Annotated in this window: 19 protein-coding genes; 8 read left to right on the top strand and 11 right to left on the bottom strand. The window is 60.6% G+C overall.

Going from position 1 to position 24,851, the window contains the following annotated elements:
• Positions 1–768 (bottom strand): hypothetical protein (locus tag LW587_RS20450; RefSeq protein ID WP_232631432.1); only part of this gene is annotated, 768 nt, incomplete at its 3' end.
• A 192-nt stretch (positions 769–960) separates the two neighbouring features.
• Between LW587_RS20450 and LW587_RS20445 the strand changes: the two genes are divergently transcribed.
• Together LW587_RS20445 and LW587_RS20440 are read left to right on the top strand one after the other, a co-directional pair.
• Complete coding sequence (locus LW587_RS20445) at positions 961–2,211, top strand: NupC/NupG family nucleoside CNT transporter (protein ID WP_232631431.1); 1,251 nt, start codon at positions 961–963, stop codon at positions 2,209–2,211.
• A gap of 33 nt (positions 2,212–2,244) precedes the next feature.
• On the top strand, positions 2,245–2,628 hold the full coding sequence (locus LW587_RS20440; RefSeq protein WP_232631430.1) for a hypothetical protein: 384 nt from the start codon (positions 2,245–2,247) through the stop codon (positions 2,626–2,628).
• Between the two features lie 196 nt (positions 2,629–2,824).
• Here LW587_RS20440 and LW587_RS20435 read toward each other — a convergent pair whose 3' ends face one another.
• Positions 2,825–3,220, bottom strand: coding sequence for an energy transducer TonB family protein (locus LW587_RS20435; RefSeq protein ID WP_232631429.1), 396 nt, complete (start codon positions 3,218–3,220; stop codon positions 2,825–2,827).
• Positions 3,221–3,436: 216 nt separating this feature from the next.
• Between LW587_RS20435 and LW587_RS20430 the strand changes: the two genes are divergently transcribed.
• Complete coding sequence (locus LW587_RS20430; RefSeq protein ID WP_232631428.1) at positions 3,437–4,414, top strand: hypothetical protein; 978 nt, start codon at positions 3,437–3,439, stop codon at positions 4,412–4,414.
• A gap of 195 nt (positions 4,415–4,609) precedes the next feature.
• Here LW587_RS20430 and LW587_RS20425 read toward each other — a convergent pair whose 3' ends face one another.
• The 3 genes from LW587_RS20425 to LW587_RS20415 form a co-directional block, all read right to left on the bottom strand.
• The gene (locus LW587_RS20425) at positions 4,610–5,035 is read right to left on the bottom strand and encodes a SufE family protein (protein ID WP_232631427.1); all 426 of its coding nucleotides are present in this window, start codon (positions 5,033–5,035) and stop codon (positions 4,610–4,612) included.
• A gap of 104 nt (positions 5,036–5,139) precedes the next feature.
• On the bottom strand, positions 5,140–6,195 hold the full coding sequence (locus LW587_RS20420; protein WP_232631426.1) for a sensor histidine kinase: 1,056 nt from the start codon (positions 6,193–6,195) through the stop codon (positions 5,140–5,142).
• A gap of 155 nt (positions 6,196–6,350) precedes the next feature.
• Entirely contained in the window at positions 6,351–10,022 is a 3,672-nt protein-coding gene (locus tag LW587_RS20415) for a PAS domain S-box protein (RefSeq protein ID WP_232631425.1), read from the bottom strand.
• Between the two features lie 771 nt (positions 10,023–10,793).
• Between LW587_RS20415 and LW587_RS20410 the strand changes: the two genes are divergently transcribed.
• A complete protein-coding gene (locus LW587_RS20410; RefSeq protein ID WP_232631424.1) occupies positions 10,794–11,306 on the top strand; it encodes a hypothetical protein in 513 nt (170 codons plus the stop codon).
• Positions 11,307–11,395: 89 nt separating this feature from the next.
• Positions 11,396–11,560, top strand: a complete 165-nt coding sequence (locus LW587_RS20405) for a hypothetical protein (protein ID WP_232631423.1) — start codon at positions 11,396–11,398, stop codon at positions 11,558–11,560.
• Between the two features lie 44 nt (positions 11,561–11,604).
• Here LW587_RS20405 and LW587_RS20400 read toward each other — a convergent pair whose 3' ends face one another.
• The 3 genes from LW587_RS20400 to LW587_RS20390 all read right to left on the bottom strand — a co-directional run bounded on the left by LW587_RS20400 (position 11,605) and on the right by LW587_RS20390 (position 13,468).
• Positions 11,605–12,045, bottom strand: a complete 441-nt coding sequence (locus LW587_RS20400; RefSeq protein ID WP_232631422.1) for a VOC family protein — start codon at positions 12,043–12,045, stop codon at positions 11,605–11,607.
• A 32-nt stretch (positions 12,046–12,077) separates the two neighbouring features.
• Positions 12,078–12,959 carry a tyrosine-type recombinase/integrase gene (locus tag LW587_RS20395; protein WP_232631421.1) on the bottom strand — a complete coding sequence of 294 codons (882 nt, stop codon included), beginning with the start codon at positions 12,957–12,959 and terminating at the stop codon, positions 12,078–12,080.
• Between the two features lie 62 nt (positions 12,960–13,021).
• Entirely contained in the window at positions 13,022–13,468 is a 447-nt protein-coding gene (locus LW587_RS20390) for a helix-turn-helix domain-containing protein (protein ID WP_232631420.1), read from the bottom strand.
• 758 nt (positions 13,469–14,226) lie between these two features.
• On the opposite strand from LW587_RS20390, the gene LW587_RS20385 reads away from it, so the two are divergent.
• Positions 14,227–14,922, top strand: coding sequence for a hypothetical protein (locus LW587_RS20385; RefSeq protein WP_232631419.1), 696 nt, complete (start codon positions 14,227–14,229; stop codon positions 14,920–14,922).
• Positions 14,923–15,115: 193 nt separating this feature from the next.
• Here LW587_RS20385 and LW587_RS20380 read toward each other — a convergent pair whose 3' ends face one another.
• The gene (locus LW587_RS20380; protein WP_232631418.1) at positions 15,116–15,802 is read right to left on the bottom strand and encodes a hypothetical protein; all 687 of its coding nucleotides are present in this window, start codon (positions 15,800–15,802) and stop codon (positions 15,116–15,118) included.
• Between the two features lie 556 nt (positions 15,803–16,358).
• A complete protein-coding gene (locus LW587_RS20375; RefSeq protein ID WP_332839848.1) occupies positions 16,359–16,928 on the bottom strand; it encodes a recombinase family protein in 570 nt (189 codons plus the stop codon).
• A gap of 362 nt (positions 16,929–17,290) precedes the next feature.
• Here LW587_RS20375 and LW587_RS20370 point away from each other — a divergent pair, with 362 nt between their 5' ends.
• Together LW587_RS20370 and LW587_RS20365 are read left to right on the top strand one after the other, a co-directional pair.
• Entirely contained in the window at positions 17,291–18,163 is an 873-nt protein-coding gene (locus LW587_RS20370) for a HamA C-terminal domain-containing protein (RefSeq protein WP_232631417.1), read from the top strand.
• Between the two features lie 4 nt (positions 18,164–18,167).
• Positions 18,168–20,783, top strand: a complete 2,616-nt coding sequence (locus LW587_RS20365; RefSeq protein WP_232631416.1) for a DEAD/DEAH box helicase — start codon at positions 18,168–18,170, stop codon at positions 20,781–20,783.
• Positions 20,784–21,751: 968 nt separating this feature from the next.
• On the opposite strand, the gene LW587_RS20360 is transcribed toward LW587_RS20365, so the two are convergent.
• Positions 21,752–23,818, bottom strand: a complete 2,067-nt coding sequence (locus tag LW587_RS20360; RefSeq protein ID WP_232631415.1) for a nuclease-related domain-containing protein — start codon at positions 23,816–23,818, stop codon at positions 21,752–21,754.
• Positions 23,819–24,851: the final 1,033 nt, after the last annotated feature.

Here is a 24,851-nt window from a genome sequence, read left to right as displayed (position 1 = left end):
GGCAAGCCGACGCCCGCAACCCCGACGCCGCCCGCCGGGCTCGCCAAGGACAAGGATCCGCCGACGCCCCAGCAGGCCGGCCGCCCCGGTCCGGCCCCCTCGGCCAATCCCGCCGCGACCATGGGCGGGCGGACGCAACCCGGTCAGCCCGTGTCCGGACCGCCCATCTCCGGACAGCCCGTGGCCAGGCCGCCGGTGCCCGGCCTGCCGGCCGCCCAACAGGCCGGACGCCCGGGCAACGGCCCCGATGCGGGGCCGCCGCGGTCGGACGCGCTCGCTGCGCAGAAGCAGCAGCAGATCCAGGCCCAACAGGCCCAGGCCGCGCAGCAGCGGCAGCAGCAGATGCAGGCTCAACAGGCCATGCAGAAGCAGCAGCAGGCCGATCAGGCCCGGCAGGCCGCGGCGCAACGCCAGCAGCAGCAGGCGGCGCAGCACCAGCAGATGCAGCAGCAGCAGCAGCAGCAGCAGGCCGCCCAGCGCCAGCAGATGCAAGCCCAACAGGCCCAGGCCGCGGCCCAGCGCCAGCAGCAACAGGCGGCGCAGCGCCAGCAGATGCAGCAGCAGCAGGCCGCCCAGCGGCAGCAGCAGATGCAGGCCCAACAGGCGGCGCAGCGTCAGCAGATGATGCAGCAGCAACAGGCCCAGCAGGCGGCGCAACGCCAGCAGATGATGCAGCAGCAACAGGCCCAGCAAGCGGCCCAGCGGCAGCAGCAGATGATGATGCAGCGCCAGCAGGCGCCGCGGCCGGCGCCCCAGGGCGGAGGCCATGGCGGCGGCCACGGCTGCCCGCCCGGCATGCCCTGCCGCTGAACCGGGAGCGATCCCGGCGGCTCTTGCCGGACCGTCGGAACGGCCCGGCGGCTCTTGCCGGACCGTCGGAACGGCCCGGCGGCTCTTGCCGCGCCGGCACGGATCGCGCATGCGCCCGCTCACGGCTCCGTTCAGGCCCGGCGGGATACGATGCTCGACAGGTTGCTCCACGCAGGCGCGAGCCTCGCCGTCCTCCTCGCGGTGGCGTTCGCCTTCTCGCTGAACCGGCGGGCGGTCCGACCCCGCGTGGTCCTGGCGGCGCTCGCCCTTCAGATCGGGATCGGGGCGCTGATCCTGTTCGTCCCCCTCGGGCGCACCGTCCTCGAACGGGTCGCCGAAGGCGTGACCCTGGTGCTGTCCTTCGGCGACAAGGGCACCGCCTTCCTGTTCGGCGGCCTCGTCGAGCCGCGGATGTTCGAGCTGTTCGGCGGCTCGGGATTCATCCTGGCGCTTCGGGTGCTGCCGCAGATCCTCTACGTCTCGGCCCTCATCGGCGTGCTCTACCATCTCGGCCTGATGCAGGCGCTCGCCCGCTTCCTCGGCGCCGGCCTGCGACGGGTGCTCGGCACCTCGTCGATCGAATCCTTCTCGGCGGTCATCACCATTTTCATCGGGCAGAGCGAGATCGCCATCGCCCTGCGGCCGTTCCTGGCGGTGCTGACGGGCGCCGAGCTCTTCGCCGTGATGACGAGCGGCGCGGCCTCCACCGCGGGCTCGATCCTGGCGGGCTACGCGGCGCTCGGCGTACCGATGGACTACCTCCTCGCCGCCTCCTTCATGGCGATCCCCGGCGGCCTGCTCTACGCCAAGATCCTGGTGCCCTCGACCGAGCCGACGCGGGTTCTCTCCACGAAGGTCGAGTTCGGTGAGACCCGGGCGACCAATCTCATCGAGGCCGCCGCCGACGGCACGCAGAAGGGGCTCGGCGTCGCCGTCGCGGTCGGGGCCATGCTCATCGCCTTCGTGGGCCTCATCGCGCTCCTCAACGCCCTGGTCGGCGGGGTCGGCGGGCTCGTCGGCGTTCCGGGCACCTCCATCGAGGGCCTCCTCGGGATCGCCCTCGCCCCACTCGCCTGGCTGCTCGGCGTGCCCTGGGATCAGGCGACGCTGGTCGGCGGCGCCATCGGCCAGAAGATCGCTTTCAACGAGTTCCTGGCCTATGCCAGCCTGTCGCCGACCCTGAAAGCCGGCACCCTCGATCCGCGCACCGCCGCCATCGTCTGCTTCGCCCTGTGCGGCTTCGCCAACCTGACCTCGGTGGCGATCCAGCTCGCGAGCTTCACGAGCCTCGCGCCCGAGCGGCGGCCCGAGATCGCCCGGTTCGGGCTTCGGGCGATCCTGGCCGGCACGTTGTCGAATCTGACGAGCGCGGCCATCGCCGGCTTCTTCATCGCCGTGTGAGGATTTTTCCGGCGCCGTCGCCATATGGGAGGCATGACGACGACGGGAGACGGGCGCATGAACGCCGCGGGCGGCACGGAAGTCACGGCGCAGGACTGGGACGCGCGGGTCGATCGCGCCTGCACGAAGCTGCCCGAGCGGGGTCAGCGGATGCTCGCCTGGCTGCGTGAGCCGTCCCGCCTTCCGGTGCGGGTCCTGGCGGCGGTGCTGCTCATTCTCGGCGGCCTCTTCTCGATCCTGCCGGTGCTGGGCCTGTGGATGCTGCCGCTCGGCCTCGCCCTGCTCTCCCAGGACGTGCCGGCCCTCAAGGTGCCGATGGAGAAGGCCGCCCGCTGGATCGAGCGGACCTGGCAGCGCTGGCGCGGCCGCGCGACGCCGTCGGGCACCGACACGACCGAGCGGGATCCGCGGATCTGACGGGCCCCGGATCGGCCGGTGTCACGACCCGATCCCCATGGCCAGATTGTTGATAGGCGCGATCCTGGACGATCTCGCGATCGCCGAGGTCGCGACGATACCGTCTCCGCCGACGGCGAAACGGACATGCACCGTCGCACGGGTACGGCAGATGACAGGGAAAACCGCGTCCCCTTCCCCCAACGATTCCGGCTCCTTACCGCCGGGAGCGACTCACGGCATCGGGAATCCGCTCGTCCCTCGCGACGAACCGAATCGGCACCGTCATGTGCATCGCCCGATGAGAGAGGGTCGTCGGCAAGGGTGGCAACGTCAGCCCGGGCGGCACAATCCGCAACGCGAGAGCGTCGAGGTCCCGGCGCCCGGACGACTGGGTGATCTTGGAACGCGTCACCCGACCGTTCGGGGCGATGGCGATGCGGATGGCGACATATCCGCCGCCCGAGAAGGGATGCGGAATCGCCAAGATCCGCGCCACGATAATATGCCTGAGTCGCTCTTGGTAATCTCCCAATTCGTTCGCCCATGCCGGAGACGAACCGAACGGGCACAGAAGCCACACGATCCCGATCCATCCGACAGCCCGCAACATCGTTTCAACCTGCTCCATTCCGCAAGGCGAAGCTTTAGAAGCGGAGCCGCCGCGTCTCAACGGTGAATTGCAACAGGCGTCGAGGGTTGTCGCCTCCGGCCGCGGCGCTTCCGCCGCGTGCGCGCGCTTGACAGGCTCCGCGCCGCATCCGACCCATCGCAGCCAGGATTTCCACTTGGACCAGGATTTCCACTTGGAACCGCGTTCCGGAGACGAATGGTGACCCCGTTGCGCCTGCCCTTTCGCCGCCTCGCCCTCGCCGCCTTGTTCGCCGGCACGGTGCTGACGGCCGCCCCCCAGCCCAGCCTGGCCCAGGAGGCGGTGTTTCCGCCGAGTTCGCGCTTCGGCCTGACCCCGGCGCCGAGCATGATCGTCTCGAAGCGCTTCACCGGGTTCGAGCGGCGCGGCGGCGGGGCCATGGTCTCGGTGGTCGAATTGCCGGGCAATGCCTATCCGGAGATGAAGGAGAGCTTCACCGACGAGAACCTGAAGTCGCAGGGGCTGACGGTGCAGACCCGCGAGCCGGTGACGCTGGATGGCGGCGTCGAGGGGATGTTGTTCACCGGCGAGCCCATCGCCGCCGAGGGCGAGGCGCCCGTCACCCGCAAGTGGCTCCTGATCGTCGGCGGCGGAGACGTGACCGGCATCCTCGTCGCCCAGGCCGCGGTCGGCGCCGAGAGCGACGAGACCATGCGCGGAATGCTCACCGGCGTACGGGTGCGCCCGGCGCTCGGCCTTGAGGAGCAGATTGCCGCCCTGCCCTTCCGCATCGGCGACCTTGCGGGATTCCGGCCGGTGCGGGCGCTGGCCGGCAATTCCGTCCTGCTGACGCTTGGACCGCGCGATCAGGTCTCCAACCTGGAACAGCCGATCCTGGTGATCGCCCAGGCGACCCAGAACGCGACGCCGCAGGAGCAGCGCGACGGCCTCGCCCGGCAGGCGCTCTTCTCCAACCAGACCCTGAAGGACTTCTCGATCGAGCGGTCGCAGAGCTACCGCCAGAACGGCGTCGACTGGCACGAGATCGTCGCCCGCGCCGTCGACGTACCGTCGAGCATCCCGGTGGTGGTCACCCAGACGATCCGCTTCAACCCGGACGGCTACGTCCGGGCCGTCGGCGTCACCCGCTCCGACCAGCGATCGGAGATGCTGCCGTTGTTTCGGCAGGTGGTGGACAGCCTGCAGATGAAGTGAGGGACCGCGCTCCCTCTCGCCTTTGTCCTCGGGACGCACGGGATCGGCACACGGCCCTCGGGGATCCTCTCGGACACAGGATCCCGGACGTTGCCGGATCCCCTGCGCGATGCGTCTGGCGCATCCGCGATGGGGGTCGTCTCGGAGACACCGGCGCAGGGGCCACCCCGCGGTTCCGGTCCTGGCCGCCCAGTCTCAGGCGGCAGCCGAGAGCCGGCCCGCGTCGCGGCGGATGCGCTCCACCATTGCGCGCACGCCGTTCGAGCGCTTCGAGGTGATGTGCGCGCCGAAATCGAGCTGCTTCAGCAATTCGAAGCCGTCCGTCTCCATGGCCTCCTTCGGAGCCTTGCCACCGTAGAGCGCCACCATCAGGGCCACGAAGCCTTTGACGATGTGGGAATCGCTGTTGCCGGCGAGCCGCAGGCGACGGCCCTCGCCCTCCTCCAGGGCGATGTCGAGCCAGACCTGGCTCTCGCAGCCATGGACCCGGTTCTCGTCGGTCTGCAACGAGGCGGGCATCGGTGGCAGCGCCTTGCCGAGTTCGATCACGTACTCGTAGCGCTCCATCGGATCATCGATGACCTCGAAGTTCTCGATGATGGTGTCGAGGTTCGGCAACATGGCTCTCGGCAGTGCAGGGCTTTGGAGATCGGGATATAGCGGTCGCCGCCTCCCGTCGCGAGACGCCGCGCGCAAGTCTTCACGCCCGCGCCCCGGCGCTGCCGTCAGCCGCCGACCGGTGAGACGGACGGACGGACCTCGGGCAGTTGCAGCCGGAGCGGGTCGGCGGCGGTCGCGGTGCCGCTGACCGCGATCTCGGCCTGGGCGGCGTAGGCGGCGATCAGGCGCGGCCCGAGCATCGGCACGCCGGGCTTGCCGGCCGCCGCCGCCTCGCCGCTGCCGGAGACGATCGAGAGCCGCACCGGCGCGCCGACGCCCGCATCGATCGCGATGGCGATGCTGCAGGTCACCGTCTCGGCGGTGGCGTCGAGGCATTCGGCCACGACCTCGGACACGATCATGCCCAGGGCGTTGGCGATGCGCGGCTCGACGAGGCTCGTCCCCTCCCCCTCGACCACCACGCCGATCCGCCCGGTCCGGCGCAGGTTCCCGAGCCCCACCGCGAGACGATGCAGGTAGTCGCGCAGATCGATGGAGGCGATGTGCGGGGCCTCGTGCAGGTGTTGCTGCACCAGGGCGATCGCCCGCACCCGCTGGCCGAGGGCATCGAAGCTGCCCCGGCAGCTCTCCGGCGCCGCCCGGCCGTAGAGCCCGATCAGGCTCACCATCACCTGAAGGTTGTTGCGGACCCGGTGGTAGATCTCGGCGAGCAGGGTTTCTTTCTCGACCAGGGCCCGGGCGGCATGCTCCTCGGCGTTCTTGCGATCGGTGATGTCGAAGCAGGAGCCGAGATAGCCGTGGAAGACGCCGTTCTCCTCGAGCGGCCGGCCGGTGTCGAGCAGCCAGCGATAGGCGCCGTCGCGGCGCCGCAGGCGGAACTCCACCGAGAAGGGCCTGCGCGCCTGGAACGCCTCGGCGACGAGGCTCGCGTGGCGCTCGAAATCGTCCGGGTGGAGGCCGCGCCGCCAGCCGTCGCCCACCTCCTCGTCGAGGGGGCGGCCGGTGAAATCCAGCCAGCACTCGTTGTGATAGATCGAGCGGCCATCGAGGTCCGTGCGCCACATCATCAGCGGCACATGGTCGGCGAAACGGCGGAAGCCGTCACCGACATCGAGCGGCCCCGGCCCGCCGCCCGCTCCCGCTGAAATGTCCGCTGCCATCCGCCCTGTCTGTTCACTCGATCCGAAATGTCGGGATTGAACGATCCCCGCGCCCGTCAACGTACCGGCACAGGGGCCGTTCCGGCCTGTCCACAAGTCGACCAAACCGGGGTCCGAGGATAGTCCCAGCGGGGGTTCGCACGGCCCCGCTCGTTTCAAGAACGCTCGATCATCGCGCGGATCCGAGCGGCCAGGACCTCGACCGGGAAGGGCTTGGTGATCATCTGCATGCCGAGATCGAGCCGGTCGCCGCCGAACAGTGCGTTCTCGGCATAGCCGGTGATGAAAAGCACCTTGAGGTCCGGCCGTTCCGCCCGGGCCCGGTCGGCAAGCTGGCGACCGTCGAGGCCGGGCAGGCCGACATCGGTGACGAGGAGATCGATGCGATCGCGCGAGCGGAGGATCTCCAGGCCCGCGGGGCCGTCCTCCGCTTCGATCGCGCGATAGCCGAGATCGCCCAGCACCTCGACGACGAGGTCGCGCACCACCGCCTCGTCCTCGACCACCAGCACGGTCTCGCCCCGCCCGCCCCCGGACGTCGCCGCCAGGACCGGTGGCGGGGCCTCGGGCGCCGCCTCGCCGCGATGGCGGGGCAGGTAGATCCGCACCGTGGTGCCGCGTCCGGGCTCGGAGACGAGCTGGGCATGGCCGTCGGATTGCCGGGCGAAGCCGTAGATCATCGAGAGGCCGAGACCCGTCCCCATGCCGAGCGGCTTCGTGGTGAAGAACGGCTCGAAGGCGCGGACGGCCACGTCCGGCGGCATGCCGGTGCCGGTATCGGTCACGGCGATGCAGACATAGGCGCCCGCCGCGAGCTCCGGATACCGGCGCGCGTCGTCACGGCCGATCTCGACATTGCCGGTCTCGATCACGAGCCGTCCGCCCTCCGCCATCGCGTCGCGGGCATTGATGGCGAGGTTGAGGACCGCGTTCTCCAGCTGGTGCGGATCGCACAGGGTCGGCCAGAGATCGGGGGCGGCGGCGATCTCGAGGCGGACGCGCTCGGTCAGGGTCCGGCGCAGCAGATCCTCCATCCCGCTCACGAGAACGTTCACGTCCACCGGCTTCTGCTCCAGCGGCTGGCGCCGGGCGAAGGCGAGCAGGCGGTGGGTCAGCGCCGCCGCCCGATGGGCCGAGGCGAGGGCCGCCTCGGTGTAGCGCTCCAGGGTATCGATCCGCCCCTGCGCGAGGCGGCTGCGCATCAGGTCGAGGGAGCCGACGATGCCAGTGAGCAGGTTGTTGAAGTCGTGGGCGATGCCGCCCGTGAGCTGGCCCACCGCCTCCATCTTCTGCGCCTGCCGGAGTTGCTCCTCCACCAGGCGTTGCTCGGTGATGTCGCGGCCGACCATGTGGAAGCGGTCGCCCTCGGGCACCGCCGTCCACATCACGCTGAGCCGTCCGCCGCCCTTGCGCAGGACGCGATCGACGAAATCGGTGACGGGTTGCCGGTCCGCGAGCCGGAGGAGCACGGCGCCGGTCTCGGCATGGTCGGCCGGATCGATCAGATCGAGGAACGGCCGGGCCAGAAGCTCCTCCTCGCTCCAGCCGAGCAGGCGCGTCCAGGCCGGATTGACGCTGCGCAGGTAGCCGTCGATCCCGGCGGTGCCCATCAGGTCGTTGGTCGTCTGCCACAGCCGGTCGCGCTCGCGGGTGCGCTCGCCGATTTCCCGGGCGAGCACCGCCTCGACCCGCTTGGCGTCGGTCACGTCGAGGGCGAACAGGTAGACGCCGTCGGTGGTGCCGTCGGGCATCGGCCGCGGCAGGTAGCGGATCTCGGCCACGCGCCGGGCCCCGTCCGGACCGGGCCAGTCGCGCTCGAACCGCGCCTCGCGCCCGGTCAGGGCCGCATCGAACAGCGGACGGTCGGCCGGGTAGGCCGTGCCGATCAGGCTGGCGAGGGGGCGGCCGATTGCCGTGCCGGCGGGCCCCTCGAACCACAGCGCCTCGGCCGCATTGGCGAAGCGGCACCGGCCGGCGGCGTCGAAGAAGGCGATCAGCACCGGCAGCGAGTCGGCGATCAGCCGCAGTTCGCGGGCATTGGCGCGCACGGCGAGCTCGGCGCGGGCGCGCTCGGCCGCGTGCCAGACCCGCTGCGCCACATCCTCGACGAGGGCGACCTCCTCGGGAAGCCAAAGCCGCGGCGCGGGTTCGTGCAGGTAGACGATGGCCCGCAGCCGTCCCTCTTGGATCAGCGGGACGACGACGAGGGCGCGGCAGCCGATCGCGTCCCAGACCGCGGCATAGGCGCGGCCGGCCCGGGGATCGGCGTAGCCGTCATCGACCTTGAGGGTGCGCCCCGCGCGCAGCTCCGCGATGACGGCCGGGCCAAACCCGTCGAGGATGCGCGCGGTGCCCGCCAGGCTCGCCACCGTGTCGTCGCGGATCCAGTCCCGCTCGACCCGCACGACCGCCCCGGTCGCGTCGATCTCGCCGTAGCCGGCGCGGGCGACGCCGAGGCGCGCCCCCAAGGCGGCGGCGGCCGCGAGGGTGACGGCCTGGGGGTCGGCGGCCTCGCGCAGGCGGTCGTTGAGGGCGAGCAGGAACGCTTGGCGCTCCTCCGCGAGCTTGCGATCGTGGATGTCGGTGCAGGTCCCGAACCAGCGCAGGATCCGGCCCTCGCCGTCGCGCAGGGGCTTGGCGAGACCGAGCACCCAGCGATAGGCGCCGCTCCGGTGCCGCAGCCGGTACTCGATGCGGTAGGTCTCGCCGGTGGCGAGGCTGTGGCGCCACACCTCCCAGGCCCGCTCCCGGTCGTCGGGATGGAACACGTCGTTCCAGGCTTCGCCGTCGGTCGAGCCCACCGCCAGACCGGTCACCTCGTACCAACGATCGTTGTAATAGTCGTGGAAGCCGTCGGCCCGGGTCGACCAGATCGTCTGCTCGACGGAATTGGCGATGCCGCGGAAGCGGTCCTCGCTCTCCCGCAGCGCCCGCTCGGTGCGCTTGCGTTCGGTGATGTCGAAGCTGACGCCGGGGAAATGCTTCGCCCGCCCGGCCGCATCATGGGCGCAGCGCCCCTGCGCGGTCACCCAGCGGACATCGCCGTCGGCGCGGACGAGGCGATATTCCGCCGCGAACGACCCGCCGCTTCGCAGAGCTTCGCCGATGCGCGCCTGCACCTCCGGGAGATCCTCCGGGTGGATGCCGCTGAAAAACGAACCGATGGGTGCGCCCCGCATGGCCATCTCCGGATCGACCCCGTAGAGGCGGGCGAAGCGGGCATCGGCCGTGACCAGATCCGCGGCCACGTCCCAGTCCCAGACGCCGATGCTGCCGCCGGCGGCCAGCGCCATCTCCAGACGCTCCTCGCTGCGCTGGCGGGCGCGCTCGGACAGCACCTCGGCCGTCGTCTCGCCCGTGATGCAGATCATGCCGTTGATGCGGCCGTCATCGTCCCGCACCGGCGAGTAGGTGAAGGTCCACCACGTCTGTTCGGGTGCCCCGTAGCGGTGCATCGTCAGGGGCAGGTTGCGCCGCGACACGCTCTGGCCCGACAGGGCGGCGTCGACCAGCGGGCCGATATCGTCCCACAGGTCCGCCCAGATGTCCCGGAAGCGCGCCCCGAGCGCCCGCGGCAGCCGATCGCCGAAGACCGGACGGTAGGCGTCGTTGAAGAACGAGATGCCCTCCGGGCCCCAGGCCAGGAACATGGGTGCCGGGAAGGCCAGCATCATCGCTAGGGTGCTGCGCAGGGATGCGGACCAGGATGCGGGCTCCCCGAGCGGGTTGCCGGACCAGTCATGCGCCAGGATCTCGCGGCCGGTGACGCCGCCCTCCTCCAGAAACCGGAGGGCCGCCGACCCGTCGCGTCCCGTCGCGGCGCTCACGGCACGGTCCCCCGGACCCGTCTCGCGACCGGGCGGGCGAACGGGACCGACGGGTCGAGTGGGACAGCGACGGAGCGGTTTCGGGGCACCGGGCACCTATACAGAGTTCCGGGAGCGGGCGTAAGCGGAGCCGTTGACGGGCGCGCGCCTCTATCGGGCCGCACGGGCCCGCGTCGCGGCCGGGGCAAAGGCGCAATCGACCGCGCTGCGGGGACGGGATAGGACGCGTCGGCTGGCCCCTCGAGACCGGCCGCTGGTCCGGCGGATCGATGGCCCGCAAGTCGAGGGTTGGCCGCAAACAACCTCGGATGCGCTTTGCCGCACGAGCGGGCCATCGATGAACCTGTGTCCTGCCGTTTCATCCCGACTGTCATCATGCTGCACCGTGTCGTATCCAGATTGGAATTGTTTTGCAGCGCGACATGATCTGCCGAGGTCCCATTCTGATCTACCGCTCGCATCGGGGATGCGCGGAAAGGACTTGCCTCCCCAGGCGTGACATGCTCTGTATTTCGCGTCCGCATCAGACCCTGCGGGAGAGCCCAGTTCGGCGGTTTGGCCGTTCATGGCGTCGAGGAGCGACCGCCCCCGGAAGCTTCGAGGCACAATTCCGTTGGGTTGGACGATCTGGAGGGTGGCGTTTCGCACGCCGCACCGAAGGACCCGCGTGACCGGCCGCAGGGCCGGAGGGTCCCCAGGAACCCATGACAGAGGGGGGCACGGAATGCTGGCAACGGGCATTTCGAATGCCCGCGCGTCGTGGGGATCATGATGAACAGAGACCTTGTCACCTACGATTTCGACGCTCCAGACTCGGACTGGAACTACGAACCGTCACGGGCGGAATTGTTCCGGCAGATCGCCGCGCCGCTCTACACCACCGATGCCGAAGGCTGGCTGACCTACTACAACGACGCCGCGGCGGCTTTGTGGGGGTTCCGCCCCGTTCTGGGCAAGGCACGCTGGTGCGGCGCGTGGCGGCTCTACCATCCCGACGGGTCGCCGCTGCCGCACGATCTCTGCCCCATGGCCGTCTCCCTGCGAGAGGGCCGCGCGGTGCGCGGCATCCAGGCGATGCTGGAACGTCCGGACGGCACCCGGGTGCCGTTCATGCCCTACCCGACGCCCCTGCGCGACGAGGACGGGACCTTGGTCGCGGGGTCGAACATCCTCCTCGAGGTCCAGCGGAGCGAACGGCGGTCTCCGGCGTTGCGCGCCGCCCTCGCCGGTTTCACCACGCGGCCGCCTGCCCGATTCGCGAGCATGCACGGATGTTCGGCCTGAGCGTTGCCACGGGGGCGAGCTCATCCACCTGAAAGGGTCGGAGCGATCCGCGGTCGCTCCGCCTTGATCCGACGGACAGGAGGAATCCCATGTCGATCGAAACGAATTGGAGCCTCGACGCGGTCCAGAGCCTGCGCAGCATGGCGCGGGAGGGGATGCCGGTCTCGGTCATCAGCCTGCGGCTGAAGCGGCCGGTGGACGCCGTGAGCGCGAAGCTCGCGGAACTCGGCATCACACCGAAGGCGATGGCCTGATCGGTTCGGGCGCCGCGTGCGGCGCGGCGCCCGTTTCTGAACGGTTACCAGCTGCCGGTGTTCTCCATGGAGAGCCAGGGCTCCTGTGGCGGTCGGCTCTCGCCCTTCTGCAGGATCTCGATGGAGATGCCGTCCGGCGAGCGGACGAAGGCCATGTAGCCATCGCGCGGGGGACGATTGATCGTCACGCCCGCCCGCACCAGCCGGTCGCAGAAGGCGTAGATGTCCTCGACCTGATAGGCGAGGTGTCCGAAATTGCGCCCACCGGTATAGGTCTCGGGATCCCAATTGTAGGTCAACTCGATCAGCGGCGCCTTCTCCGACCGCGCCCGCTCCGCGTCTCCGGGCGCTGCGAGGAACACCAGGGTGAAACGCCCCTTCTCGTTCTCGACCCGGCGGACCTCCTCGAGGCCGAACGCATCGACGTAGAAGGCGAGTGCGCGGTCGAGATCGGCCACGCGGACCATGGTGTGCAGGTATTCCATGTAACTCCATCCCCCTGGGAACAAACGAGTTTCTAACTCGGGTGTACCGAGATTGTACTGGATGCCGCTAGGACCGCTCGTAGAAGCCCATCTAGCGCAGCCGTCGCCTTCGCTTGGTAGTCCGGCGAATAGGCAGCATAGAGCTCCGTCATGTCCATTCCCCGCGCCATTTTGTGACCAAGCTGAGCAGAAATCTCCCACGGCGGAACGCCGAGCTTGCGCATCCATCGTGCGGCGGAGTGCCGCGGGCTATACATGTTAATGCGGCTGTCAAGTTCGGCCACTTCTCGATTGCGCTGTAAGCTCTCCTGATATCGATGCACAGGTTTACCACGAAAGTGTACAACGTACTCGCAGGTCCGTAGTTGCGCCTTGAGGTAATCTCGTAGCGTAGGCGGCAGCTTGACAGTTGGGCGGTGCTTGCTCGTCTGCTCTCTCCCTTCTTGATTTAAATGCAACAAATTGTCCCCAAAATCGATCTGGCTCCATGTTAGTTGTGTGACTGCTTGCGGCCGAGAGGCCGTACCGATGCAGATGAAAATCAATGGCCGAAGATGGGCCGGTGCCGCGTCCAGATAGGCCGCTAACTCTTCCGGTGAACAAGGGCGGCCTTTTGGTTGAGTTTGACCCACCTTGATGCTGGGAATGTGTGGCTTGCGAGTGATTTCACCAAGTTTATATGCTCGACTCAACGCAGCCTTACCAGCAGTGAGGATATTTTGTATGTATGACGGCTTACGACCTTGAGACCGCAGATGGTCTATGAAACGCTGGATCGATGTCGGCTTGCAAACTTCATCAACTGAAGCAGCACCATAGAACAGAACCCAATGATTTACAGCAAACTTTAGCCATTTGCGAGCAGGAGTATGTTGACCATGCTGATCGTAATAGCGCAGAACCACCTCTGCCATTGTGACGCTCAAAACTGATGCCAGCTCCGGAGCGCCATTTTTAAACTCATGTGCACGGATTGCTATTTTGGCGGATTCAAAATCCGTTGTGCCAGTGCTAATGCGCCTGACGTATCCAGCTTTTCTGTCAAGCCAACAGATTTGCCAGGCCGGCGATCGCGAGAGTTGAGCAAGCCAGAAGTCTCCGACTTGGAAATCTCGCTTGTCGAATTTGCTTCTCCCCATAGCTCTACCGCTCCTTTCCCAAACAGAATGAAGTCACACAGCATCCTACCGATATAGCGGATACTTTTTTGCCCATGTCGGACGTATGGAATACGACCTGAACGCCGCATTCTTTTCACTGTTGAAATATCGAGATGCAGAAAGCGCGCAGCATCGGCCTCTGTATATTGTGCATAAGGCGCAATACGATGTTCTTCGGCAACACCAGCGCGCATCTCATCCAGAGTTTCTTTAGAGATATTTCCAGGAGGCATATTAGGCACCGCTAATTCTAGCGCATGCAATTCGACATAATCGGCCGGTCGTATGCGGAAGATTTGCGAACTGCTGGGAATGGCGGGAGCACTTGAGTCTTATGTTGAAGATCAAGACTTCAACAAAGAGAATCACGACCGTTATCCAGCCAACCGGCCTTTACCCAAAGTCAAAATTTTCAGATTGTGGTGGTGCACCCGTGAGCACGAAGCACTCAAGAGACACCAGGCGCTATGCACAAAAGGTATGTAACAAGTGAGATTGATCGAGCGCTACAAGGCTGAGAGATGCAGTACATTAAATCGGCATTACCATACGTCCATACGAAGCAAAAAAAATGATTCAGCTAACATGAATGCACGGATATGGGCCTACAGAGCAGTGTATACAATGTATTATATCTATTTCATTCAATAGCGCTGTAAAAGCCTGCTTTTGGCTAATAACTACCGACGGCCTCAATCTCTGAGAAAAGACGTGCGGATGGGAAGTGGTAAAGCTTTTCTGCAGCCTTTTGCAGGAGAGTACTATGCAGCTAAAACCCATCATACGTGCCATTCCTGACATCATGCGTTATAAGCCAGAAAACCTGTACGATGTTCGCAAGCATCTAGCGGATTTTGAGACGTTTAAGCTCGCAAATAAGCGTCGTAAATCGTTAGTTAGATTTCTCAGAAAGTATCGCTCTAACGACTTGGATTTGATCAAGGCATTGGAGAATTGTAGCCCGAAACATCCCTGCCGAACACTCGCATGCCCTCGATGCATGCGTAAGCTTCGGATATGGTTGTTCGATCAGGTTGTTCCCCTAATTACAGAAGCACCTCGGCGGTGGTTCTTCGTTACGGTCATATTTGAAGAGCATCGTTATCAGCGGGGCGAATTGCACAAATTTGATCCCAAGAAACTCATCGAGAGATTTCGGGCAGCCTTGCGAAAGGTCGGCATTGAGCATATTGTTGCTTTTGGAGGTTTAGATTACTGCGAAGAGACGAGAATGCAAGACTTCAATTCATCTCCGACATACACTTGGTGTGTCCACACACATCATCTCGTATATGTCTCCGACGAGAAGGCCGAGGAACTACGTCGTATTTTACGTGAACGATTTCGCGATAGCCCATATGCGCGTCGTCCGGTGCAGTTCGCGCGCCATAAAGCCGATAAATACACAATCTTCCAGGCTACCTCATATTGTGTCAAATCGGTGTATAATAGCGCAATCGTTGCGCGCAGTCCTTCTGGACAATCAGCAAGGAAGAAAGGGCGCAAAAGGCTACACGGAAAATCTCAGGCGGAACTTGCCGCTTTTCAAGCCAGGCAAAATTTAGGAGACCGTGTTCTATTGGTCGGATTAAAGCGCAATCAGAAAAGTATCATCCGGACTAGAACGACGCCGACAATTACGGCCGCAGGCTTTAAAGCTATTTCCTACTTGAATGTCCCGATACGTAAATGGGATGATTTTTCTTCTATCGTCTGATGGCGAAACGTAACACGCAGCCAACTAATTTTATTGTAGGTTGCCTGAATCTTCCAAGCGATCCGATATGTCATAGCCCAAAAGCTTCCTGGCATATCGGAGCATGACGAGATGATCGCGGCCAACGCGTTCTGATTCGGCCGGTGATGAGCCGAAAACTCAAACGCGAATGCCAAGCTTGCAGACACGCTTTCTACGTCTGAAAGTCCACCATCAGGCGAAGGCGCGCTGGCTGATGCCTTTCGGCCCGGTACGCGCACAGCCATACGTCCAGGTCAGCCACGCGAGTGCGGTAGAGCGTCCGTCCTCGAAGGGAAGTTCCTGAAGCCGGCCGGCGCTTGGCGAAAGCCACGCTCATGATTAATCCGACCCGGCTTTTTGGAAGCCATCCCTTTGCGCATCGATCCTGCGACGATGGCCCAAAAAGCCGTCGCTGCTCGATCTGCTTATGGGTGGCATCCACCAGCGGGTGGGAGTGGAAATCCCCCATGGGCTTCCAAGGCGCGTGAACGGCCTTAGCCATGACCGCCATCACCTCGGCGGATATGGGGCTCCGTTCAATCCAATGGCTCGTCCGGTTGACGGCGCTGATCGGCACCATGCGCTCGATCAGCAGCGCAGTCCCCTCCTCCGACCGTCGTTCATGCCCGCAGAGAACGCCAGCGACCTCTAGGCCGCTTTGGGAAAGGGTAAGGCTTGGAAGGGGCTCGTTTGCCCCTCCAGTCTGTTGGCGCTGTAGGAACGCATTGAGATGGCCAAGCCCCCAATCTGACATCAGGGGCGGCACAAGGGCAGCCTCGGCGCTCGCCATGAGCATGTCGAGAAATGCCTCGTGTGAAACGCGCACGACAAGGGGCCGCGCTTTGGCGGTTTTCTGCATGGCTTTGGCCTTTGGCTTCGAGGGACGGAAAGAGAATGGGTGTTTCTTTGCGCGAAAATTCGCCTTGCGATTAGCGCCCATTAACCCACTGACAAATCTCACTATTTTTTTGATCAAAGATTCGAAAAGTGGTTTGGTTCTTGGCCGGTAAAACCATCCCGATTGCCGCTTTTTGGCAAAACGAACGACGAGCTTTGCGTTCAGCTAAAAAAACGCAGCCGAGCGACAGGTTTCTAAGTTATTGACCGATAATCGGTTTTTCGATGCAGGCTTTTCGCGAAAGAAACAGATTTTTGCCATTTCGAATGGCCCATTAATGAAAATGGAAAAGAGATCGTTGCGCGCGAGGGCTGAACATTCCTTGCCGAGACGATTTTACAAGCCTTTGAATATATTGATGTTTTAAGTGCCGCATGACCGGCAAAAAACGATTGCGCTTTTCGCCTATCAGTCCGATTTCAAAGCGCTGGCAAAGCCGTTTGGCATTGTTTCTCAAGCGGGAAATGAGGTGCGATCAGCTTTGAAACCCCATCTCAGAACGCTGCCCCATAGGTAGTCATATGGATTGATTTACATCTACCGGTAGCCGAACCAAAACACGCTGTACCTGACTCGCTGACCAAAGCCCCCCACGAAGAGTCGGGATGCCTTTGGCGTTCAACGCACCAGCAATTTGCCGCAAAGTACGAACGCCCGGCGAGGCGCGAACCTCCGCCATTATCGGCGCGAGATCGATCGCACGGTCTTGAGCGGCCTTCATAAGGGCTGCTTGTCCGTTTGCACGTCCCACGTCCTGCCGTGCAAGATTGCGCGGATTGCCAAACTTCTGCCCTCGCGCCTTTGCGGCTGCGAGGGCTTTTGTTGTGCGGTCCCCGATCATGCCAGCTTCAAGCTCGGCAACAGCGACCATCTGTTGGAGCAGGAAGCGACCGGTAGGGCCCTCGATGGCAGGAAGGTCGCAGAACCGAACGTCAACACCGGCTTCAAGCAGCTTGGAGAGGAACGCCACAGAGCGCGTGAGTCGAGAGACGTTGGCGACCAAGAGTGTGCCTCCGACCACACGGGAACGCGCAAGCGCGTTCGCCAATTCCGGACGGCTGTCGGAGCGACCGCTTTCAACCTCAATGAACTCGGCCGCCAGATGCCCAGGGCACGCTTAAAGAAAAGCACGGACGGTTTCGCGCTGCGCTTCAAGCCCGAGCCCGGACTTGCCCTGCCTATCCGTGCTGACGCGATAATATGCGACGAAGGCAGCTGAACCCATGGTGCAAGCTAGCACACCAGGACCGATTTGTCACGTCTCTTTCAACGTTCGTTGAACGAGACGCTACATTGGTGCGTTGGGGATGAGCTAACTCGACCCTTGTATTGCAATCATAAGTGCGCAATGAGAGAATTGTCTCATTCTCGGAGAGTCCTCTGTCTGAAATTTCTATCGAGGCAATTCACGGCATATTGGCGGGCGACCCTGAGGAGTTGTCCGTTCACTTGCACTTGCTCGAAACTGATTTGTCGATAACCGACTCAAAAGTCAGAGTTCACTGTCATTGCTTAATAGTTGATGCGAACGGAAAAGTCAAAATAGAACGGCTTGCAGAGTTTCTTCGTGATGCCGCGATCGATTATGCTGTACCTCGCTCCAAATTGACTGAGGCTAAAGCGAGGGACGAAAAATTTCGATCTGGAAGTGCCGTAAGTTCGTTACATAGAGAAGCCATACGCGCTTTTACCGACCTAACTAACACTGGTGAAGGCGGTGAGATGCTTGTGTTCTTGCTTTGCGAGCGCTTTTTGAAAATGCCGCTCGTTATTTCTAAGATGGATTTGAAGACCGATCCAAGGATGCACTACCATGGAGCAGACGGAGTCTATGCAACCGCAGACAAAGACGGGGTCCTCAATTTGTACTGGGGTGAGTCGAAAATGTACGAAGACCCAACAACGGCAATAAGAGACTGTCTAAAATCTTTGAGCCCCTTTTTGAACGAGCCTGACGCTGAAACTTCTGACAGAGAGCAAGATTTGTTGCTCTTGAGCAGCAAGGCGGACTTAGACGATCCGCATCTAACGGCTGCTTTTAGAAAGTATTTTGACAAGAAATCCTCCCTTTCTAATAGAGTGCGTTATTGCGGCGTTGCCCTAGTTGGGTTTGATGCAAAATTCTATACTGACGATACTAAGCGCATAGTTTTTGAAGATGTGGCTGCTGCCGCCAAAGCTGAAATTGAAAAATGGTCCAAAGCAATAGGAAGACGAATAATCGCTGAAAAACTTGGCTTATTCGATATTCATTTCTTCTGCGTTCCGATGCCCTCAGTAGATGGATTCAGGTCGGCTTTCTTGAAAGCACTCGGAAAGTAGAAATATGAGCGTCAATGAACTTCAAACATGGCTCTTAGAAGATGGAATCAAAGACGAATTGGATTTACTTGCTCGTGCGTTGGCTGCAAGTGAAATCAACGATATCGTTCCATCCAAAGAAATAAGTGCAGCAGCCAAACAAATCGATTGGCCAAGACTCCTCCTCGCTGCAGGGATATTAGCTCGTTCTTCAAAGCGTGACAATCAAGAGGCCGTTCTAACGGTAGCAACTTCTGCTTTAATGCTTCAAAGTAAAGAAAGTATCAAAGATGCAGGCGCGATCTTGTTGGGACAGATTGCAAACCATCGGTCTGTATCTTTAGCCCTGTATCGTGGATACCTGACGCGCGGATTGCAGAAAAGGCTTGGCATATCAGCCCGGCTTGATGCAGTTTACCGAGATATTGATAACTCTGTACTTTTATCTGCGTCTGGCGAATGGTTGCAAGCAAATCAGTTTCAACAGCGTTTTTGGGATGCAACTAAAGGCGAAACTAGATGGATCGCTGTTTCAGCTCCAACAGCTTCAGGCAAAACCTATCTGGTCGTAAGGTGGCTGATAGATCAGGTGCAAGCAAACGATTACAAGGCCTCCGTTTACATCGCGCCCACAAGGGCATTGGTGGCTGAACTTGAGGCTTCTCTGACCAATCAAATCAGACAAAATGAATACGTCGGTTTAAAGGTAAGCTCTTTACCTTTTCAAATGCAAAAGAAAGAAGCAGATACTTCCGCGGATAAAGCCATTTATGTCTTTACCCAAGAGCGGCTGCATCTGTTTATAAATAACAATCCTTCCTTCAAATTTGATATCTTAATCGTCGATGAGGCTCATAAAGTAGGAGATTTGCTGCGTGGCGTAGTCCTACAAGATGCTATTGAGCGAACTGTTCGTCATAGCGAAGAGTTAAAGGTTATATACCTGAGTCCTGCTACTCAAAATCCTGGTATATTATTGGAAGATGCTCCTGCAATTGAATCGACTAAAATTGTTGATAGTGATGCTCCGACTGTGCTACAAAATGTTATATATGCTGAGCAGGTGCCTCGCGATCCGATGCATTGGGAGTTGTTTCTCCGTCAAGGCGAGAGACAAAGCATCTTAGGTAGTGTCACGCTTTCCAGCCGCCCGGTGGGCCTTCGAAAGCGCCTAGCTTTCATTTCTGAAGCAGTCGGTCGGTATGGGGGCACGCTTGTTTACGTAAATGGTGCAGCAGAAGCCGAAGCGGTATCGCTCCTAATAAGTCAGTTAGTTCCTGAACCAGATAGGGAAATTGATCAAGAACTTAAGGCACTGATTGATTTATCTCGAAAGGGGGTCCACCAAAAATACCAACTCGCAACCGTTGTCGAAAAAGGCGTAGCGTTTCACTACGGTAATATGCCATCCCTATTAAGAATTGAAATAGAAAGATTATTTAGGTCCGGAAAAATAAAATTCCTCATATGTACTTCTACTCTCATCGAAGGAGTGAACCTATCATGTAGAACTATAGTAATGCGGGGCCCGAAGAAGGGGCAATCACATATGGAGCCCCATGATTTTTGGAACCTTGCAGGGCGCGCTGGACGTTGGGGTGACGAGTTTCAAGGAAACATCATTTGCATTGACCCGCATGATCGGAGCGCGTGGCCGAAAGGCGTGCCGTCGCGAGCGAGATATCCGATTCAGCGTGAAGCAGACACTGTCATATCAAAGTCTGATGAGTTAATTGAATTTATCGATAGCAGGATGACGGTTTCTGTAAGAGAGATCGGATTTAAGTCTCAGCTAGAGCAGGTAAGTTCATATCTCTTCTCGACAATAATGCGTGAGGGATCAGTAAAAAATGTACCTTTAAGTAAAAGGCATCCGCCAGAATTACTAGACCGTCTTGATCAGGCTCTCAACAGAGTTGCTTTTCAGATAAAAATCCCAGCAGACGTGGCCGCAAAGCACGTTGGTGTAAGCGCTGCTGGAATGCAGAGGCTTTTAGATTATTTTACTAGTCGAAAGAGACCGGTCGAAGAGTTGCTCCCTGCGCCCGTGGAAAGTATTGACGCAATGGAGACTCTCATAAAGATCATGCATCGAATTAACTCGCATTTGTTCCCCGCATTTTATCCTTCGTCAGTTGTACCGCTTTATGCAGTCATAGTGATCAATTGGATGCAAGGTTATACCTTAGCGAGGATCATCTCCTCTCGAATCGCTTACCATGTACGTAACAAGCAGGAATTCAAGCTTCCGGCATTAATTAGAAGTACTATGGAGCTTGTCGAGCAGATTGCAAGGTTTCGCGCTCCTAAATATTTAAGTGCCTATATGGACGTTCTTATTATACATCTGAAAAATATCGAGAGAGCGGATTTGATCCCGAAAGATATCGACTTCGGGATCGCCTTAGAATTTGGTCTTTCAACTCGAACGCTATTTTCATTAATGGAGTTAGGCCTATCTAGAATGTCATCTTCAGCGCTATATGAGATTATAGCCGATGCGGATTTGAGTCCTGAACAGTGCAGAAGTTGGATAAGGTCTAGAGACTTAGATATTCTCGATCTTCCTCTCTTAGTAGTTGACGAAATCCGTAAGAAAGTTATCGATGGTGATAGTGCTGCCTATCCTGTGAGCGGTTAGACTATACAAGGTGTTTAGATCAGAGTTTGTATGCTCTTGAATCTCGCTCCGTAGGCGTAGCGATGTCGATACAGGAGGTTGCATTTGTTGAGAATGATCTGCTGGTTACTGCTCAGTGCTATCCCCCAAAAAAAGCAGAGCGAAGTAATTCTAGACGACGAAACAGTCAGAAATCTCATTATAGAGGAGTATAAAAACTGTAGAGAACTCATCAAGATAAACATAGAGATCATAGAGAAAAATGAAATTTACGCAACAGGCGCTGCGGCTGCAGTCGCTGTTTTCTGCATATCGTCAACCAACAAGACTGTTGTACAGTTTTCATGTTGGCTTCCTTTGATTATTGCGATGCTCGGAGCTATAAGATTTTATGGTGTTGACATTGCGATCAGGCAATTGAATAACTACATTGTCGAGATTGAGGGTCGCTATCGTCAATTAGGTTGGACGACTTCTTATCGCAAGCAGAACAGGTACAAAATACTCAAGTTCACCCGCCTTTTGTACTGGTTGGTTCTATGTTCGTGTAGCGGTGCTTTCGCCTTATATCTATTCTTGAGCGGACCAATTGCTGCTACCTCCGAATCCCAAAAAGTCGAGATTATCAAATTTCCAAGCGACTTTACTGTTACTAAGATAGATTAAAATAACTCGACCCATACCGCGAGATTCGCTTCACACGTGGCAACACAGGTGTTACACATGAGTCTCCGCGAAGGAGCTAAGTGTCTGAATTTACTGCGATATGTTGCGCTGCTGGTCAGTCCTTTCCTGGGCATCTTTTGTGGCTCGATCAGATGTCTTCGAGGGTCGAAATGCAATCAGCTTAACCATGCGAATGACTGCTAAGGGTGGTGAGCTGAATTTGGGTCGAAGCCTGGAAGCCGACGTTCGGCTTTGCGTGCTAGACGGACGGTCATGCTGAGATTGATACTAGGCGCTTGCCGGTACGCGCTGAGCATTTCCTGTCAGGTAGTGAGTGTCGCTCCCATTCGCGCGCGGCGCGCCATCATTTCCCGTACGCCATCTTCTCTCAGGCGTGCAGTCTCGTCGGGATCAAAACCATACGCGGCGGCGGTCATTTCGAACGAGCTTTCTGCCTTCTGAATCTCTTCGAACTCGATCTCGAAATTGGTCGTTTCATAACGACGAGTAATCGTCCGAAGGCGGGAATGCGCCTGCGTCGCCGGATTCGGGGAAGCAAGCGCACGCTTGAATTCTTCGACGGTCGGCCGGTCGCCGGCCCACTGCCGCGCGAGTGGGATACTAATCTCGTCGCCAACGTCAGTTAGCCGGGCATTGAGCGTTGGCTCCTGGAAGAAGCGTGTGACAGCGGACCAGTCGGTAACGTAGACGCCGTCCATTGCGTCGACCATAGCGCACGGCATCAGATGGAGCACGATCGGCGTCATCGTCTTCCCGCGGACGTCGATGCCAGTCCGGTTCTTCACAAGTTCCGGATATTTTTTGATGGCGGTTGCCTTGAGCTTCACCTTGTGCGCCGCTTCAAACGTACGATCCCAGAACGTCCGGGCGCGTTGAGGGTTGTAGCCCGACAGCGCCCAGTTCTTACATTCGATTACGAACACGTCGTCGCCCCACGCGAGTAGGGCGTCGATCTCGTATTCCTCGCCGTCGCGCTTGAACTTGAGTCGTTTTATCGTTTTGTCATGCTTTTCAAAGAATTTGCGGACAACTTTTTCGAATGCGACGCCCTTCTTGTCCTGCTGGTAGCCGCTGCTTGCGATCGCTGACAGCACGACACGGGTCAGGTCGAGTGTCAGGGCCGTCGCGCCATTTATCATGAGTGATTCGTCGGTCCGGCGGATGATGGGGTTGTCGAACAGATCGACGCTTCCTCGCTGGTATGTCACACGATCAATGAACAGACGGCCCGCATCCTCGCTCATGCCAAGGTGGCGCAGCCAGCCAACCAACGCGTCGCGGTCAAAAGCGCGCAGCAGCGTTCTGGCGTCGCCCGGGACATATCCGGCCTCCACGATCGCCTGAAGCGCCGCATAGCCACGCAGCCACTCCATGATCGTCAGGCCGCCAGGTTTTCCAGAGTGGACCGTGATGTCCGAGCAAAACACCTCGCAGAGCATCACGCGCGCATGCCCCTCCTGTGGCGAGATGAAAGCTTTGGGCTCGAGCGGACATGGTTGCTCGATCCCGCGCGATTGCGCGACCAGGGGCGTCTGGCCAACCATCTCGAAAAACGTCTGTTGCAGGCGTTCGTGAAACCGCTCGTTGGCGACGTAGTCGAGGCGTTCGATATCCGTTGGGCGAGAGACTATGCGAGTGACATTGTCGCGATCGTTCGCCACGTCGATCGAGCCGTCGAAAAAGCGCAGCCGGTCGTGCAAGCGGCCGATCAACTTCCAGCCAACAGCGAATTCGATCAGTTCGTTGACGTCGTCTAGGTTGATCGGTGTAGATGACGGGACAGCCGGCACGACGACGTCGCCGTTTTCATCGAGCCAGTCGCGACCGTCGGTCTGCATCACAAGTAGGGTCAGATCGGCAACCCCGGATATCACGCCGTCGCCATACACCTGCTCGCCCTCGGGCAGCGGAATGCGCCGATGTTGCCAGGCGACATCCCGCCCGCTCAGAATGTCGGCTTGTTGCGCCCGCTGGAGCCTGTCGGCGATGTCAGAGAAACTGGCCAACATCGTTGTTAAGCGAATGTCCGCCGGAAGCCTCATGACCTGGCTCGAGGCGAGGGCGGTAGCGATCGCGCGATAACCGCGCTCGATCAGGGCGCTCTGCGAAATCAACTGGTCGAGTGCTTGGACGCCGTCCGCCTTCGAGAAGCTTGCGACAAAGCGTCTGAACTCGCCGATCAGCCCTTCGCGTGCCGCCTCGCGCCTGTGGTCTGCCGCCTGGATGACGAGCGTGCCATTGCGCCTGATGACATCGGTGATCCGCGCAATCGCGTCATGACCGCCGCCGAGCTGCTCTATCAGGTCGCGCAGTCGCGGCCAGTTGCTCTCTCGGACGGCCTTGATGATGTTTTTGTCGTCGATTTTCATGCGTAACGGGCTTTCAAGGCGGACGGTAACGCCGTCGCGGAAGGCGAGGCTGGATCACGGTCGAGCTGACTTGCCGAAATCGTAGTCGTCAAAGAGCACTATTGCTTCGCCGGACCCTCTGATTGCATCCCAATGTGAGGCCTCTGCATGTCACGTTGAGCTGCACCGCATTCCAGGGTAACCAACTCTTGATAATGGAAGCTGACGGACCGGAACCGCCCAAGGTCGGTTGCAGTCGGCCAAGCAGACGGAAGTTCTCTCAAAACTCGAAAGCAGCCCTTCGCATGGCCAATCTAATTGGATTTACACCTAGGCAAAGTGTCAAGCTTCGTGCGCGGCCGGTCCGACTACCCCGTCCCCTCCAGCCGCCCGATAGCGCGCGGTGCAGGGTCGTCCACATCTTCCCTGTCGGCTGATCGCCCCGCCGCCGCCAGCACGAAATGCCCGGACCGCGTTTCATCCCCCGTATGCTATTGGAACTTGTGTTGACCGAGGTGAAACGGGGCGGGGTGGCATTTCTTGTGTACCGTAAATGCACCGCAACGGAGTGCCCCGCACTAAGCCCGTCTGCCCCCTAACGCACCCCACGTCCCCGCAAAGTGTCGTGGACTCAATGACTTAGGCGATTAGGCGCACTGTGTGCAGGTATTTCATCCGTCCATCTCCCCTGGAGCGTGATCGGTCTGCTTGGCCCATCCATCGATCGGTCGCCTGAGAATCGGCGTTCTTCCGATTGGGCCGAGAGTCCGGGGCGGCCAGCTCGTCCTGGGAAGCGAGGCCGCGACGGGTAATCCGTATCACCGGCCGCCGTTCCGGGCCGTACCAAGGGACACGGCGTTTCCCGACGTATCGCCCCCTCCCCTCTCGGCCAAGGCGCTTGCGACGCGCCCGTTTGCGCCACCCCGAACGCAAAAAAGCCCCCTGTTCGGGGGCTGCGGGTGGTGGGGTGGGGGAAGTTTGGTTGCGGGGGTAGGATTTGAACCTACGACCTTCAGGTTATGAGCCTGACGAGCTACCGGGCTGCTCCACCCCG

This window comes from Methylobacterium sp. Leaf118 (assembly GCF_920984675.1).
GTDB lineage: Bacteria > Pseudomonadota > Alphaproteobacteria > Rhizobiales > Beijerinckiaceae > Methylobacterium.
This window is presented reverse-complemented; position numbering and strand designations above follow the sequence as displayed.

Coding starts and splice junctions, on each gene's coding strand:
- LW587_RS20395 (WP_232631421.1), bottom strand. CDS start 12,959: ATGGCAGAGGTGGTTCTGCGCTATTACGATCAGCATGGTCAACATACT.
- LW587_RS20380 (WP_232631418.1), bottom strand. CDS start 15,802: ATGCAGAAAACCGCCAAAGCGCGGCCCCTTGTCGTGCGCGTTTCACAC.
- LW587_RS20360 (WP_232631415.1), bottom strand. CDS start 23,818: ATGAAAATCGACGACAAAAACATCATCAAGGCCGTCCGAGAGAGCAAC.
- LW587_RS20410 (WP_232631424.1), top strand. CDS start 10,794: ATGAACAGAGACCTTGTCACCTACGATTTCGACGCTCCAGACTCGGAC.
- LW587_RS20420 (WP_232631426.1), bottom strand. CDS start 6,195: ATGGCAGCGGACATTTCAGCGGGAGCGGGCGGCGGGCCGGGGCCGCTC.
- LW587_RS20440 (WP_232631430.1), top strand. CDS start 2,245: ATGACGACGACGGGAGACGGGCGCATGAACGCCGCGGGCGGCACGGAA.
- LW587_RS20425 (WP_232631427.1), bottom strand. CDS start 5,035: ATGTTGCCGAACCTCGACACCATCATCGAGAACTTCGAGGTCATCGAT.
- LW587_RS20435 (WP_232631429.1), bottom strand. CDS start 3,220: ATGTTGCGGGCTGTCGGATGGATCGGGATCGTGTGGCTTCTGTGCCCG.
- LW587_RS20365 (WP_232631416.1), top strand. CDS start 18,168: ATGAGCGTCAATGAACTTCAAACATGGCTCTTAGAAGATGGAATCAAA.
- LW587_RS20445 (WP_232631431.1), top strand. CDS start 961: ATGCTCGACAGGTTGCTCCACGCAGGCGCGAGCCTCGCCGTCCTCCTC.
- LW587_RS20430 (WP_232631428.1), top strand. CDS start 3,437: ATGGTGACCCCGTTGCGCCTGCCCTTTCGCCGCCTCGCCCTCGCCGCC.
- LW587_RS20405 (WP_232631423.1), top strand. CDS start 11,396: ATGTCGATCGAAACGAATTGGAGCCTCGACGCGGTCCAGAGCCTGCGC.
- LW587_RS20400 (WP_232631422.1), bottom strand. CDS start 12,045: ATGGAATACCTGCACACCATGGTCCGCGTGGCCGATCTCGACCGCGCA.